Below are 14,930 nucleotides of genomic sequence, written 5' to 3'. Positions count from 1 at the left end.
ATTATCTTTGAACCTCAAATTTAAGAGAAAAGTGAATATGTTACAACTGATTGAGAATTTTCCTAAACAGATAGACGAAGCTATAGAAATAGGGTTAAATTATGATTTTAAATTAAAAGAATTTGAACCTCAAAATATAGTAATTTGCGGTCTTGGTGGTTCTGGAATAGGAGCTAATTTTGTTAAAGATGTTGTTTATTCTAAAATTTCTATTCCTTTAGAAATAGTAAAAGGATATACTTTGCCGGCTTATGTAAGCGAAAAAACTTTGGTTATTATTTCGTCATATAGTGGAAATACAGAAGAAACGGTAGCTTGTTTTGAACAGTCCATAGACCGAAAAGCTATGATTGTGGCTATAAGTTCTAATGGGAAAGTTGAAAAAATAGCTAAAGAAAATAACTTGGATTTGATAGTAATTCCGGGAGGAATGCCACCACGGTCTTGCATGGGGTATTCAAGCACTCAAATTTTCTTTATTCTTAATCATTTTAAATTAATAGATAATAGTTTTATAAAACAACTTCAAGAAGCAAAACAATTAATACTTGACAATAAAGAATCTATTAAGCAAGAAGCAAAAGAATTAGCTGAAAAAATTTACAATAAAATACCAGTTTTATATTCTGAAAATACAATAGAGTCGGTAACAGTAAGGTGGAGACAACAGATTAATGAAAATGGTAAGCAACTGTGTTGGCATCATGTAGTGCCGGAAATGAACCATAATGAGTTAGTAGGTTGGAGGCAAAAAAATGAAGATTTAGCCGTTATTTTATTAAGAAAAGAAGATGATTATAAAAATAATCAAGTGCGTTTTGAGTTGAATAAAAAAGAGTACGAAAAATACACAAGCTCTATTTTTGAAGTTTGGAGTATGGGAAATTCATTAATAGAACAATGCATTTATTTGATAAACATAGGTGATTATTTATCTTATTATTTATCTCAATTGCGTGGGTTTGACACTACGGAAGTAGATGTAATAGACAGATTAAAGTCTAACTTAGCATAAAAAGCTAATGGGCAAAATAGATATTACTAATATTGATTTTGAAAGTCAAGAAGAAGATGATTTGTTTAATGTCATTGAGCTTGAGGCTGATAAAGGGCAAAATCCTTTGCGTATAGATAAATACGTAATGAATCAAAGCGATGTAGTGAGTCGCACCCGAGTTCAGCAGGCAGCAAAATTTGGTAATTTATACGTAAATGGTCAAACCGTTAAATCAAATTATAAGGTAAAACCTCACGATAAAATATTAATGGTTTATCCAAAATCTATTAATGAACCAGATTTAACACCCCAAAATATACCTTTAGATATAGTTTTTGAAGATAAGGATATTATTGTACTCAATAAAGAAGCAGGATTAGTAGTACACCCGGGCGTAGGCAATAGAAATGGAACTTTGGTAAATGGACTCCTTTATCACACCAAAAATTTGGGTGGAGCTATTGAAGAAAGAGCGGGAATAGTACACCGTATAGATAAAAATACTTCGGGATTATTAGTAATAGCTAAAACCGATGATGCTATGACACATTTAGCTAAGCAGTTTTTTGATAGAACCATAAAACGCAGATATTGGGCTTTAGTTTGGGGCGATGTGGAGCAAGATGAAGGAACTATTGAGGGAAATATTGGTAGAGATCAAAGAGACCCTAAAATATTTACAGTTTACCCTCGTGGCGATTTTGGAAAACATGCCATTACTCACTATAAAGTTATAGAACGTTTTGCTTATGTAACATTAGTAGAATGTAGATTAGAAACAGGTAGAACGCATCAAATTAGAGTACACATGAAACACATAGGGCATACCTTATTTAATGATGATACCTACGGAGGAGATAGAATACAAAAAGGGACTATTTACTCAAAGTACAAACAGTTTGTAGAAAATTGTTTTGAAATATGCCCGAGACAAGCTCTTCATGCTAAATCTTTAGGTTTTGTGCATCCCAAAACAGGAAAAGAAGTCTATTTTGAAAGTAATTTGCCGGAAGATATGTTGCAAGTAATAGAAAAATGGCGTATTTATGCTCAAGATATTTATAGAAAGAATGAAGATTTATAATAGCATAAATTTTTAGATAGCGTATGAAAGTTTTAAAATTTGGGGGAACATCAGTAGGTAGTGCCAAGGCGTTTCAGTTAGTGGCAAAAATTGTACAGCAGCAAAAAGAAGATGTTTGTGTGGTGGTTTCAGCTATGGGAGGCGTTACAAACTTATTAATACAAGCCGGAGAGCAAGCCAAAAATAAAGACGAAAAATATGTAGATACTTTTCTGTTAATTAAACAAAAACATATTGACGCAATCAATGCGCTGTTTGCATGGGAAAATAGAACGGCTATTTTAAGCGAAATAATTGTAAGGCTTAACGAGATAAATTCTTTTCTTGAAGGTATTTATTTGTTGGGCGATTTATCTGAAAAATCATTGGCACGTTTAAGTAGTTTTGGTGAATTGCTTTCCTCTTATATTTTAAGTGAATATTTAAAAATAGCTTACAATAAAGATGTTAGCCTGCTTGATGCTACGGCATTAATAAAAGTTGAAGGAAATTATTTAGGAGCAAAATTAAACCAAAATCTCAGCTATAAAAACATTAAGAAAGCCATAAAAACAGGTGTTCATATTATGCCCGGGTTTATTTGCAGCAATGAAGCCAATGAAATTTGCACTTTAGGTAGAGGAGGCTCAGATTATACGGCTGCTATTATTGCAGCAGCTTGCTCGGCTAAAGTGTTAGAAATTTGGACAGATGTTAGTGGTATGTACACCACCAATCCCAAGTTGGTATCGTCTGCTTTTCCTATAAAACACATTTCCTACCAAGAGGCAATGGAACTGTCTCATTTTGGGGCAAAAGTTATATATCCGCCCACTATTCAACCCGTTTTAGACCTTAAAATTCCTATTTTAATTAAAAATACTTTTGATGCAAGTGGAGCTTTTACAGAAATTTCACACAAGGTAAATAATCAAAGTGTAGTTTCGGGCATTAGCCATATAGAAGGCATAGCGTTGCTTACATTAGAGGGAGCCGGTATGGTAGGTGTTCCGGGTTTTTCTATGCGGTTATTTAAAACACTGGCAGAGCAAAAAATAAATGTCATTTTTATTACCCAAGCATCTTCGGAGCATTCTATTTGTTTTGGTATTTTGCAAGAAGAAACAGCCAAAGCCCAAAAGAGCATAGAGGAAGAATTTGCTTATGAATTATCCTTAGGCAAAATAAATCCATTAATTTTAGAAAATGATTTAGCCATAGTAGCTTTGGTAGGCGATAATATGAAAAATCATCAAGGGATAAGCGGCAAAATGTTTAATACCTTAGGTAAAAATAATATTAATATCAGAGCCATAGCACAAGGAGCTTCAGAACGTAATATTTCTACCGTAATACATAAAAAACATATTTCTAAGGCACTAAATGTTTTGCACGAAGCCTTTTTTGAAGACCACAGAACGCAACTTAATGTATTTGTAATAGGCGTAGGAAATGTAGGGGCAAAATTGCTTAATCAGTTTGAACAACAAAAAGAATATCTTTCTAAAAGCATGCACCTAAATTTAAACGTAGTTGGTTTGGCCAACTCAAAAACAATGTTTTTTGATGAAGAAAGCATTAATCTAACTAATTGGGAAAAACTGCTTAAACAAGGGAAAGACTTTGATGTAAAACGGTTTTTGAGTGAAATTAAAAAGCGAAATTTACCCAATTCAATAGTGGTAGATAATACGGCATCGGAGCAAATAAGCGATGCCTACGCATTATTTTTAAAGGAAAGTATAGCTTTAATAACCTGCAATAAAATAGCTTGTTCATCTTCATTGCATAATTACCAATATTTAAAAACATTAGCACGAAAATACAATGCTCCGTTTTTGTATGAAACTAATGTAGGAGCAGGTTTGCCTATTATAAACACCCTACAAAATCTTATAGCTTCGGGCGATAAAATTATAGAAATACAAGCCGTACTTTCGGGGAGTTTAAATTTTATTTTTAATAATTATAATGCTACTACTTCCTTTGCTCAAATAGTAGAAGAAGCCGGCAAGCAAGGCTATACGGAACCCGACCCACGTATAGATTTAAGTGGGGTAGATGTAATGCGTAAAATATTGATTTTGGCACGGGAAAGTGGTGCATCTATTGAAATGGACGATATAAAAAGTGTAAGTTTTTTGCCTGAAAAGGCGTTAAAATCAAAATCTGTTGCAGATTTTATGCAAACATTGCAAGAAGATGAAGTTTATTTTAAAAATTTATATACAAAAGCAGTAAATAAAAATGCACAGCTTAAAGTGGTGGCTAAATATACGGAGAAAGGTGCACAGCTTGCTTTAGAAGAAATATTGCCGGAAAATCCGTTTTACAATTTGAAGGGGAAAGACAATATGGTACTTTTTTATACAGAAAGATATAAAGAGCAGCCTTTGGTTATAAAAGGGGCAGGAGCGGGGGCAGACGTAACAGCCAGTGGCATTTTTGCAGATATTATAAAATTGGCAAATCAGTAAATGGAGCAGATTAAAATATTTTGTCCTGCCACGGTGGCTAATATTTCTTGCGGTTTTGATGTCTTGGGTTTAGCACTAAATAATGTGGGCGATGAAATGGTTTTTACTAAAAACAATTCAAATAAACTTAAAATTACTAAAATAACGGGAGCGGATTTATCTACTGATTTAAAAGAAAATATTGTAGGCATTGTGGCGGAAGCTATGGTGGAAAAACACAAAATAGATTTTGGTATAGATATAGAAATACACAAAAAGATAAAACCGGGAAGTGGTATAGGAAGCAGTGCTGCCAGTGCCGCAGGAACGGCTTTTGGGGTAAATGCACTAATGGGAAATGTGTTTTCTAAAAAGCAATTAATAGAATTTGCCATGCTGGGCGAAGCCTTTGTGGGAGGCAGTAAAGTGGCAGATAATGTAGCTCCGGCATTGTTGGGAGGTATTACGTTAATAAAATCGTATCAACCTTTTGCGTATTTTTCATTGCCTGTTCCGGCAGCATTATTTGTAGTGGTGGTGCATCCGCAAATAGAGTTAAAAACGCAAGATGCCCGAAAAATTTTGCCTAAGCAAGTGCCTATGAAAAACGCCATAGCTCAAAGTGCCCATTTAGCAAGTTTTGTGCATGCTTTGCATACTAATAATTATAAATTATTGGGTACTTCATTGCAAGATTTTTTAGTAGAACCCCACCGTAAAATCTTAATTCCTTTATTTGACGAAACGAAGCAAGAAGCACTAAAAAATGGAGCGTTAGGCGGTGGCATTTCGGGAGCGGGACCTTCACAGTTTTATTTGTGCAAGGGAAAAGAAACAGCCTTAAAAGTTGAGCAATCTATAGCTACACGCTACCAAAAACACAATATTCCTGCCCATGTCTTTCATTCAGAGGTTAATAGGGAAGGGATTTATAGTTTCTAATAATTTATATTTTTTTCTGTAGATTTTTTTAATTCCATTTTTGTCTGAATGAAATTTGGTAATGACGTGAATGATATAGCTATTTGCCACATTAAAACAGGTGGAACAGCATTTCCAATTGCTCGGTATTGTCTATTGTCCGATACACTTTCTAACTTAAATGTTGTAGGAAATGATTGAATACTCGCTGCTTCTCGTGGTGTAAACCTTCTGTATCGTTCATTTACCATTAAAACCGGGTCAGTTCCGTTTAAACTTACTTTTGCCAAGTGAGAACTAATAGTATTACAAGGTTGGTTTAGGTCTTGAACTCTGCCTTTGTTCATTTTTTCACGTACTCGCAACATTCCCTCAACAGCTCTTTGGCTGAAAAACCATTTTTCGTCTTTGTCCGCTTTTTTGTCAATGACTTGTTTCAACACAATTTTAGAGCCGTTTAGCGTGTTTGGTAATGGAAATTTGAAGTTGAAATAATCATCAAAATCTCTAAAGCCTATAATAAAAACACGTTCACGTTTTTGTGGAACGCCAAATTCAGACGCATTTAAGAGTTTATAATGGATGTGATAACCTGCTTTTTCAAACTCTTTCACAATCATTGGAAAGGCTTTTCTTTTGTTTGCAGAAAGTAAACCTTTTACGTTTTCGCCAATAAAAAAACGTGGTTGTTTTTCTTTCAAAACCTTTACCATTTCAAAAAATAGTTTTCCTCTATCGTCTTTGTAACCCAATCTTGGCGGATTTTGAGCAATAATTGAAAATGATTGGCAAGGAAAACCACCCAACAAAATATCGTGGTCGGGAACTTCGCTTGGGTTAATATCCCGAACATCTTTTGTTTCACATTGATGAGCGAAATTATCGTTGTAAATTTTAGTTGCGTAAGCGTCATTATCAACCGCATACACAACTTCAAATGGTAATTCTGCATAGTGCTTGTCAAGGAAATTAAAACCTCCTTGAATGCCTAAATCCATTCCTCCGCAACCACAAAAGAGCGAAGCAACTTTTAACTTGCTATTTCCAAAAGTCTGTGCCATTGTCCTGATGTTTTTGAAAATTCAACAACTAAATTTTTATCAATTTTTATGTTTCCTAACTCAAATTGTTTGATAGGATTTTGAATAACGAAAATGTTTTTCCCCTCGTCATTTATCACTAAATAGTAAACGAAATAATTATCACCTAATGTCTCGGCTGTATCCCATTCGTTTGGCGTGAGTTTAAAACGATTATTATTAATTGCTTTTCGTGATTTGGTAGTTTTCACTTCTATGTAGCGTTTCTTTTTTTCGATTTCTATACTTTGTAAGTCGTAGCCAACACCAAGTGGCGTTGGAATTTTATTTATCAAATGTTGACGATTTGAGCCGTCTTTTGTTCTTAAATATTCGTGAGCCAAAATTAAAGTTTCTCCATAATCCCCGAATATTTTTGTAGGTACTTTTCTGTCCTCTTTCATTCGAGAATAATACTCTTGAATGAGTGTAGAAATGTTTTCAACTTCTCGTTCTTCTAAATGCGGAGCAAATGCTTCGATGTTATCAAAGCTGTTTACAAAGTCAAACCAAACTTCTTCTAATGCTCCAATTTCAGGATTTGTGATTACATCTACATTGTAGAATTTATCGTATTCGTCAAACCAAACATCATTTAGCAAATGAAAGTTGATAGCTTCTTTGTTTTCTTCATTTAGGTAATAATAGTAACCTGTTCCTTTGTGTTGCAAAAGGTTAGCTAAAACCATATAATCCAAAATGTCTCCAGCATAACGATTGGTGTCTCCTTTAGAAGGAAATTCGCCTGTACGTTCGTTTCTTAATGCTTCGTAATCATACTCATATTCTACTTTTTCTTTTCTATTTTGTAGAATGAGTTTTGCAACTTCCTTTGCTTGTCTTTTTCCTGTAGTAACTCGCAGATCGAAATAAGCACATTGTGTAAGTTCTTCGGCTGTTATGCTAAATGGTTTTCCTGTTAATTTTTCGCCCTCTATAAGTAAATTAAGTATGAATTGACAAGGTTTAAATCTTACACCTGCTTCAATTTGTTTGATTACATTTTGAGATTTTATGTGTCCTGCTGGATATTGAAAAGAATACAAAAAGTAATTAAAAAACTCGTCCAAATATTGATTATTGGCAAGTCTTTTAGCCATTAATCCGGGTTGAGAATAGCCGTTTGTTTCTTGAATAAACCCAAATAAAGCGGAAATTTCTGTTCGCCAATTATCTATTGTTTTTTGTGTAGATGTTGCGTTCTTTTTAAAGCCAAATAATACTTTGTTTAGTTCGTTTTTGAAATCGTTGTTTGGTAAAACCGTCATTTCTGAAATGGAAGTTGTTACATACAACAAAACTTCTTCCACATCATTTTTAAAACGTGGTCTAACGTGGTGCAAACGAAAAAAATACTCGTCTGGTATTCTGTATGTTTTTATTTCGCTCATAGATATTTCTTAATTTCTGTTGCCAATACCTTTGCTAAAATTGGCGGAACAGCATTGCCAACTTGTTTGTATTGGCTTGTTTTACTTCCTAAAAAAATAAACGTGTCGGGGAACGACTGTATTCTCGCACTTTCTCTCACGGTCGGAACACGATTGTATTTATAATGAAAATGATGTCTGTGTCCTGTGTCAATCGTAAAACTCGGTTTTTTGCTGTTCAATCGTGTCCAAGCAATATTTACATTTCTTGTTTTTCGTAATTCTTCGGGTAAGTCTTTGTAATTTCCACCGTCAGGAACAAGCGAAATAATGCTTGTCGTTTGTTCGCTGTGGTTGGTTATTTCGTGGTTGTAAACTCCGACAGAATTTTCTCTAATTAGTTTTTGATAATCCGATTTTGGTTCTGTTTTGTATTTTGTTCCATCTTTTATTGAGTTTTCGGACAAATCCGAAATTGCTTCTTTTGCACTTATTGGCTTTTCGGTTGTCGGTTCGGGAAAAGCAAACTCTTTATTGTTTTTTGTACCAACAAAAAATGCTCTTCTTCTGTTTTGTGGAACACCAAAATCCGAAGCCAATAAAACTTTATAAACTACAGAGTAGCCGAGTTTTTTAAAATCTTCTATAATGCTATCTTTTATAATACCTTTTCCCATAGAAACAATGTTTGGCACATTTTCCATTAAAAAAACTTTTGGTTGAAAATATTTTACAAAGCTCACAAACGATTTATAAAGTTGGTTACGTTCATCATCAATTATTCTTTTTCCTGCAATGGAGAAACCTTGACAAGGTGGTCCTCCAATAATTAAATCGACATCCTTTATTCCCATCTGTTTAGAAATTTCTTTAGGTGTTTTCTTAAACAAATCTGCAACAATTCCTTTTGCATTTTTGTGTGTATTCTCAAATGTTACAATCGCATCTTTCCAATGGTCAATCCCCCAAAGCACGTCATAACCTGCTTCTATGAACCCATAAGAAAGTCCACCACAACCGCAAAACAAGTCTATTACTATTGGTTTATTTTTCATCCTCAAATCTTATTTTTGCTTGTTTTGCGTTTATATTTTTTAGATAATTAACCTTTTCTTCTGCTACAATTAGTGTTTCGGGAGAACAATTATACTGATACATTTTCTTTGCAAATTGGTCTGCAAAATACTCTGTTTTTAGTTGGTCAATGTCAAGATTGAAAGCAGTTGCTAATTTTTCTAACCGCTTTTCGTCAAATTCTCTTTTCCCGTTTTCTATTTTACTCAAATTTGCACTATCAAGGTCAAGCTGAAATGCAAGTTGAGTTAAGGTCAAACCGCTACCTGTTCTTAGTTGTTTAATATATTCTCCAAATGTTGCTTTCATGTACTTGTAAAATAAAACTTGTCAATAATTGACAAAGTTACCTAAATGCTTTACTTTTACAAGTTTTTTACTAAAAAAAGTGCTACAATGGATTTGGAAACTGTGAAATAAAATTTTAAATGTATGGTAGCAGTTTTCTAAGAAAAGTGGAGCTGCAGGGATTCGAACCCTGGTCCGGTCAAGTTGTACATATACTTTCTACAAGCTTAGTAAAATGTAAAATTTCAAAAAACAACTACACACTTTACAAAGCCATTGTTTTTCTAGTTCAATTTATTACAATTTATAACAGCAGCTGAACAAACTTCTGCTTAAAAGGACCCGATATTATGATGCCCAAAACTTCTTATCGGATGTCAAAAGAGTGGACAAAGGCTTACTAATCTCTTAGATTAGGCAGCCATGGCAAAGTTATTCTCGCCATTTAAAATAAAGATTATGCATTGGGATTTACGAGTGTAACGCACAACACTCGGCCTGCGGGTATATACCCAATTCCTGCCGTCAATTCCGGTCAGCCCCATAAAACAAAGAACGTGCTACAAAGGTAACACGTTCTTTTGAATTTTAGTTCTGTTCTGTATGTGAAAATAAACTATTTAGTAGCGTCAGATAGCATATTGTTATCAGCATACATTTCTACTGTACTTAAGTTTGTTATTACACCAGGAGCATAGGCTATGCCATTATGCATTATAACTCCCGCATCATTTTTCCAGTATCCGGAAGCATAATGATACATTTGAGTTTTGTTGTTAAATACCCATTCGCCATCTACCCAAGAGTGATTTTCTAAGCCTAATACATAAGCACCCTCTACCCAATAGTATTTTCCTGATTTATATTCGTAATGTCCTTTTACCCACACATGTTGAGAAGTAGGAGCTTCGGGTACAAATTCGCCAGTGGCGTGATCAGGTAATGGAAGTGGAGTTTCTTGAGCTGTTAAAGCCGAGAAAGAAAAAAATAAAATTGCTGTTAATAAGATAAAATTTTTCATTGCGTGTATGTTTTGATTTAGTATGTTTTACGGCAATGTTTTTTATATTGTTTCAAATAGTTTCATTTTTTTTTAAAATGTATTTACTAATTGTTATTTCATACAGATTAGGAATATATAATAACCTAAATTCTATTGACATTTACCATTGTAAAATACAAAATAGTTTAGTTATCCCATATCCTCCAGCTTTCTTCTGCTTGGAGTTCTAACATCTCTAATCCATTTTTTACCATAGCTCCCTTTTCTTGTGCCTTTTGTATCAATACAGTTTCAGCAGGGTTGTATATCAAATCGTAAAACAAAAATGAACTATTTATCTTATCAAAATTAATAACAGGACACTCAGTTATATTAGGATACATGCCCAGTGGTGTAGTATTTACCACTATATTAAAACCAGTAATTATTTTGTTCATTTCTTTATAACTAATGCTATCTTCACTTTTGTACCGTGAAACTAATTGAAAAGAAACTCCTAATTTTTTAAAAACATATTGCACAGCTTTAGCCGCTCCTCCTGTTCCTAAAATTAAAGCTTTATTTCTTCCATTTAATAAAGGAAATATTGATTGCTCAAAACCAAAAATATCGGTGTTATATCCTTTTGCTTTACCTTTTCTAAATCTTATGCAATTAACAGCATTAGCCATCTTAGCTTCTTCGTCTATTTCATCTAAATACTCAATAACAGCCTCTTTATAAGGTATAGTAACATTAAGTCCTTGTAAATTATTTTTATCAACTAAACTTCTAAAATCTTTAATATCTTTTAATGGGAAAATATCGTATTGAGCTAAAATGTTCTCTTTTTCAAACTTTTGCTTAAAATACGCAGGAGAAAATGAATGCGATAAGGGATATCCTATTAATCCGTATTTTTTTAATTTATTCAACTTTTTTATTGCTCATTTTATCCATGGCAAGTATAAGCACAAATCCCACAACCATCATAAGCACCGCCATAACTACCTGTGGTTCTCCGGCAAAACTTGAAGGCAATATACTTTTGGTTTGCACCGCTATTTCTTCTCCATGGCTGTTAATTCTTGTGGTAAGTACTTGTTTCCACGGCCATACTTTGTTTAAAGACCCAATTAAAAATCCTGTTAGAGCAGCTAAAGTAGGTGTTCTATAATTTTTAAATGTCCACGAAAGTACTCTTGAAAAAGTTAATACTCCGGCTAAACATCCTAAGCCAAAAACCAGTACTACTACTAACGATTCTGTATTAAAATTAGAAATTAGTGCTTTTACATTATCGGTAACTATGTATTGGTACATTCCCATTAATAATAGTAAAAAACTACCCGAAACACCCGGCAACATTAAAGCACAAATAGCTATAAAACCGGCTAAAAATACAAACCAAAGTTGTTGAGGTCCTTGGCTGGGTGATGCTATAGTAATATAATAAGAAAGTGCTGTGGTTAGTATCAACAATACTATTTCTGTTAAAGTCCATTTTTCTATTTGCCTTGCTACATAAATAACAGATGCGGCTATTAAACCAAAAAAGAACGACCACACTAAAATAGGTTGTGTTTCTAACAAATGAGAAATAACAAGCACACCCACTACTAAGCCCATTAACATTCCTGCAAATAAACCTAAAAGAAAATTGCCATTTATAGCTTTCCAAAACGAAGCAAATCCTTCATTTTTTAGCAATAAAAGTTTTTTAGGCGTAAGACCTTTTATTGTATTTAATAGTTCTTCATAAATACCTGTTATAAAAGCAATAGTACCTCCCGAAACGCCCGGTACTACTTCTGCCATACCCATAGCCATGCCTTTTAAGGCAAGTGTTACATATTTAATCATGCCTCAAAGATATAAATAGATTAGTTTTCTTTTTGGTAACTTTCAATTATTGACATTACAGCGTTGTCATTTTCCATTTCCGGAATAAGTTCAAACAGTTGGCTATAGTCTTCCGGATTGTTTTCTAATGCCTTTAACAAGGCTTCGTACATCTGATTTTTTTTGCCTAAATCGTACAAAAATGCTGTTTTTATATACAGCAAATCTGATTTATTATCATCAAACAAGGTAATAGCCAAATCAATTAATTCTACAGCATCTTGCACACTACCGTTTTCATACATTATGCTTATAATATTTAGATAGATTCGCTTATCTAAATTGTTAATTTCAAGCATTTTATAATAAATTTCTACAGCTTTATCTTTTGCTTCGTTTAAAAAATAAGCTGCTGCCATGCTATTTAAAAACTCATAATTTTTAGGTTCTAATTTTACAGCTTTTTCCAATGGAGAAAGTGCATTTTTAGGCAATTTACTTTCTAAATAATTTAAGCCCAAACTATGAAAAGCCTTAGCAAAATAGGGATCTAAATTTATAGCTCTTTTAAAATTTTCTCTTGCTTTTATGTATTTATTAGTACTTTGATACGCTTTAGCCAACTGGTAATAAATATCTTTAGATTCTTCGCCCAATTCAAGCAAATCTTCATATATAGCTATCCCTTTATCATATTTTTTAGTTTCGCAGTACAAACTTGCCGCATCTACAAATGCAGGAATATAATCCTCATCTATTACCATTGCAAATTCAAATGCTTCTATAGCTTTATCATAGTTGTTTAATGCCTGATAGGCATGAGCTATATTATACCACGCCAATAAATTGTATGGATGATGCTCTATTAATTGAGCATGTATTAATACACTTCTTTCGTAACTCTTAGTAAGCTCTACACTAAACCACATTCTATTTAGTGCCTCTTCGTTTTCTGGGTTAAGTTTTAAACATTCTTCTAAACAGTCTATTACTTCATAGTTTTTATCCCATTCTTCATATATATCTGCCAATTCTAAATACAAGTCTATTTTTTCCTCTTTATCTGCATTATGCATAGCATTTTCTACTAAATTTATGGCTTCCTTAAACTTTGATAATTGAAGCAAAGCATCTGCTTTAAGCAAAATAATACTAATTTCGTTTGGCGAAAAAACAAGAGCTGTTTCTATACTTTCTAAAGCATTTTCAGCTTGGTTTAAGTCTAAGTATATTTCAGCCTTCTTTACATGAAAAGTATCGGTATATTTAAAACCCTTTATGCATTCATTGGCTACAGACAAAGCTGCTTCATATTCCTTTTTAAAGGCATAATAGTCAATTATTTCTTCATATTCTTGTTCCGTAAAAAATACAACCTCACCTTTTTCTCGTGCAGATTCGTATTTTTTAGCTAAAGAAGCAGACTCATCATATTCATCTTCAAATTCATTGCTTAGCATAGCATTAATTTATAGTATAAAGTAAAGAAAAATAGTTCAAAAGTAAATTCAATCAATATTAGGCTTTATATTTGTTTTTGTTGAAAAATAGCTTTACACATAGAAAACTTAGATATTTTTGCTTCGCTTTATTGTGCATAACTTTAATAAATAGTAGTTTATATTCAAACGAAAATATGGATAGTTTAGTTTCCGTAAATAGTTCAAAAACAAAGTTTTTTAAATTAACAGCAAAAGAAAAGTTTGAACGCATAAAAATTCCTTTAGTTAAAAAGGAAAGCAAAAAAGTTTTTTGGCTATTGCCTGCTATAGCTTGGAATAATTACGACAAAACTCAAATTGGATTGCTATTAGGAGCAGATTTAGACAGCGTTTTTTCTATAAAAGCCATACCCATGTATGGTACAGGCAGCAAAAACTTAACAGGTGTTTTTAACAGCACTTTTTATATAGCTCCCAAAAGAAAATTTGCTACATCTATTTCTTTAAATGCCAAACGATTTAGCTATTTGCTTTTCCCCGAAGATTTAACGTACAATAAAATTGCTCCGGAAATTTCAGTTTTGGTATATAAAAATGACAAAGCTACCATACACGCCAATTTTAAGCACAGCTCTATATGGCAAGAATATTTATATAATGGAAGAAAAACAACTTATTCCTTTTTAAACGAACTTAGTGTAAAACATCAATGCAAAAGGGAATATTTGCAACTAAAAAACTCTTTGAGCTTTAAAAGTGGAAAGCAGTTTGGTATTTTGCAATTAGAAAATAAAACGCAATACAATTATAAAAAACTGAAAAGCAATAGTTTATACGCAGGATTTTTATTAGGAGGTTTTTTATACAACACCAAAGCCGGCAATAATATAGAAGCTCCCGCTCCGCTTTTATTACTAAGTGGTACTTCTAATTTTGGTATTCATTGGCTACAAAAAGATTACGGTTTCAATCAGTATTATTTTGACAGAAATGCCGAAGATAATTTTTTTAGAAGGCAAAGCAATACTTCTGATGGAGGTTTTAAAAGTATAACCAGTGCCGGAAATGCCAATAAATTTATGTTTGCTTTAAATTTAAAAAGTGATGTAGGTATTCCGTACAAAGTAAAGCGGTTTTTAAATGTGCAACCTTATTCTAACATTGCTTTTTCTAAAAATGGAAACTTAAAAGGAGCTTTTTATGCCGAAGCAGGAGTTTCATTATTATTTTTAGATGAAGTAATTGGTTTTCATTTTCCTTTTGCTACCACTAAAAATATACAAAATAACCAAGCCACTATTTTAGGCACTCAAAAAGGCGATTGGGCTAAAAAAATAAGTTTTAGCTTTGATTTAATGAGGCTTAGAGATAAACTGAAATAAGTGGGAGAAACAAAGAAGGAGGCAATTTGCCTCC

Annotated in this window: 13 protein-coding genes and 1 other RNA gene; 5 read left to right on the top strand and 9 right to left on the bottom strand. The window is 33.0% G+C overall.

Annotated elements, in window-relative coordinates; all coding sequences use genetic code 11:
- The first annotated feature begins 37 nt into the window (after positions 1 to 37).
- The 4 genes from H6578_11410 to H6578_11395 are packed head-to-tail and all read left to right on the top strand — an operon-like array spanning position 38 to position 5,458.
- A complete protein-coding gene (locus H6578_11410; protein ID MCB9227758.1) occupies positions 38 to 1,015 on the top strand; it encodes a bifunctional phosphoglucose/phosphomannose isomerase in 978 nt (325 codons plus the stop codon).
- A gap of 7 nt (positions 1,016 to 1,022) precedes the next feature.
- A complete protein-coding gene (locus tag H6578_11405; GenBank protein MCB9227757.1) occupies positions 1,023 to 2,081 on the top strand; it encodes an RluA family pseudouridine synthase in 1,059 nt (352 codons plus the stop codon).
- Between the two features lie 23 nt (positions 2,082 to 2,104).
- Positions 2,105 to 4,537, top strand: a complete 2,433-nt coding sequence (thrA, locus tag H6578_11400) for a bifunctional aspartate kinase/homoserine dehydrogenase I (GenBank protein MCB9227756.1) — start codon at positions 2,105 to 2,107, stop codon at positions 4,535 to 4,537.
- Complete coding sequence (locus H6578_11395) at positions 4,538 to 5,458, top strand: homoserine kinase (protein ID MCB9227755.1); 921 nt, start codon at positions 4,538 to 4,540, stop codon at positions 5,456 to 5,458. It abuts the gene before it with no gap.
- On the opposite strand, the gene H6578_11390 is transcribed toward H6578_11395, so the two are convergent.
- The 9 genes from H6578_11390 to H6578_11350 form a co-directional block, all read right to left on the bottom strand.
- A complete protein-coding gene (locus H6578_11390) occupies positions 5,455 to 6,498 on the bottom strand; it encodes a DNA cytosine methyltransferase (GenBank protein ID MCB9227754.1) in 1,044 nt (347 codons plus the stop codon). The two genes, H6578_11395 and H6578_11390, sit on opposite strands and share 4 nt — an antisense overlap.
- Positions 6,468 to 7,907, bottom strand: coding sequence for a DUF3883 domain-containing protein (locus tag H6578_11385; GenBank protein ID MCB9227753.1), 1,440 nt, complete (start codon positions 7,905 to 7,907; stop codon positions 6,468 to 6,470). The genes H6578_11390 and H6578_11385 overlap by 31 nt, the downstream gene beginning before the upstream one ends.
- On the bottom strand, positions 7,904 to 8,941 hold the full coding sequence (locus H6578_11380; protein MCB9227752.1) for a DNA cytosine methyltransferase: 1,038 nt from the start codon (positions 8,939 to 8,941) through the stop codon (positions 7,904 to 7,906). The genes H6578_11385 and H6578_11380 overlap by 4 nt, the downstream gene beginning before the upstream one ends.
- Positions 8,931 to 9,269 (bottom strand): helix-turn-helix transcriptional regulator, encoded by a 339-nt coding sequence (locus H6578_11375; protein ID MCB9227751.1) that lies wholly within the window; start codon positions 9,267 to 9,269, stop codon positions 8,931 to 8,933. Before H6578_11375 ends, H6578_11380 begins: the two co-directional genes overlap by 11 nt.
- A gap of 144 nt (positions 9,270 to 9,413) precedes the next feature.
- Positions 9,414 to 9,791, bottom strand: a transfer-messenger RNA (tmRNA) gene (gene ssrA, locus H6578_11370).
- Positions 9,792 to 9,864: 73 nt separating this feature from the next.
- Positions 9,865 to 10,269 carry a YXWGXW repeat-containing protein gene (locus H6578_11365; protein ID MCB9227750.1) on the bottom strand — a complete coding sequence of 135 codons (405 nt, stop codon included), beginning with the start codon at positions 10,267 to 10,269 and terminating at the stop codon, positions 9,865 to 9,867.
- Between the two features lie 167 nt (positions 10,270 to 10,436).
- Positions 10,437 to 11,165, bottom strand: coding sequence for a shikimate dehydrogenase (locus H6578_11360; GenBank protein ID MCB9227749.1), 729 nt, complete (start codon positions 11,163 to 11,165; stop codon positions 10,437 to 10,439).
- Positions 11,158 to 12,093, bottom strand: a complete 936-nt coding sequence (locus tag H6578_11355) for a DUF368 domain-containing protein (protein MCB9227748.1) — start codon at positions 12,091 to 12,093, stop codon at positions 11,158 to 11,160. Before H6578_11355 ends, H6578_11360 begins: the two co-directional genes overlap by 8 nt.
- Before the next feature lie 20 nt (positions 12,094 to 12,113).
- Positions 12,114 to 13,532: a tetratricopeptide repeat protein gene (locus H6578_11350; protein ID MCB9227747.1), complete on the bottom strand. Its 1,419-nt coding sequence runs from the start codon at positions 13,530 to 13,532 to the stop codon at positions 12,114 to 12,116.
- 176 nt (positions 13,533 to 13,708) lie between these two features.
- On the opposite strand from H6578_11350, the gene H6578_11345 reads away from it, so the two are divergent.
- Positions 13,709 to 14,896, top strand: coding sequence for a hypothetical protein (locus tag H6578_11345; protein MCB9227746.1), 1,188 nt, complete (start codon positions 13,709 to 13,711; stop codon positions 14,894 to 14,896).
- Positions 14,897 to 14,930: the final 34 nt, after the last annotated feature.

This window comes from Chitinophagales bacterium, from assembly GCA_020635995.1.
Classification (GTDB): domain Bacteria; phylum Bacteroidota; class Bacteroidia; order Chitinophagales; family UBA8649; genus JAFMKE01.
Note: the sequence above shows the minus strand (reverse complement) of the source record. Positions and strands in the feature narration are given on the sequence as shown.

What these genes read in the sequence shown, in the direction of transcription:
- H6578_11405 (MCB9227757.1), top strand. Translation starts at nt 1,023, where the DNA reads ATGGGCAAAATAGATATTACTAATATTGATTTTGAAAGTCAAGAAGAA.
- H6578_11385 (MCB9227753.1), bottom strand. Translation starts at nt 7,907, where the DNA reads ATGAGCGAAATAAAAACATACAGAATACCAGACGAGTATTTTTTTCGT.
- H6578_11345 (MCB9227746.1), top strand. Translation starts at nt 13,709, where the DNA reads ATGGATAGTTTAGTTTCCGTAAATAGTTCAAAAACAAAGTTTTTTAAA.
- H6578_11350 (MCB9227747.1), bottom strand. Translation starts at nt 13,532, where the DNA reads ATGCTAAGCAATGAATTTGAAGATGAATATGATGAGTCTGCTTCTTTA.
- H6578_11365 (MCB9227750.1), bottom strand. Translation starts at nt 10,269, where the DNA reads ATGAAAAATTTTATCTTATTAACAGCAATTTTATTTTTTTCTTTCTCG.
- H6578_11410 (MCB9227758.1), top strand. Translation starts at nt 38, where the DNA reads ATGTTACAACTGATTGAGAATTTTCCTAAACAGATAGACGAAGCTATA.
- H6578_11355 (MCB9227748.1), bottom strand. Translation starts at nt 12,093, where the DNA reads ATGATTAAATATGTAACACTTGCCTTAAAAGGCATGGCTATGGGTATG.
- H6578_11395 (MCB9227755.1), top strand. Translation starts at nt 4,538, where the DNA reads ATGGAGCAGATTAAAATATTTTGTCCTGCCACGGTGGCTAATATTTCT.
- H6578_11375 (MCB9227751.1), bottom strand. Translation starts at nt 9,269, where the DNA reads ATGAAAGCAACATTTGGAGAATATATTAAACAACTAAGAACAGGTAGC.
- H6578_11380 (MCB9227752.1), bottom strand. Translation starts at nt 8,941, where the DNA reads ATGAAAAATAAACCAATAGTAATAGACTTGTTTTGCGGTTGTGGTGGA.
- thrA (MCB9227756.1), top strand. Translation starts at nt 2,105, where the DNA reads ATGAAAGTTTTAAAATTTGGGGGAACATCAGTAGGTAGTGCCAAGGCG.
- H6578_11390 (MCB9227754.1), bottom strand. Translation starts at nt 6,498, where the DNA reads ATGGCACAGACTTTTGGAAATAGCAAGTTAAAAGTTGCTTCGCTCTTT.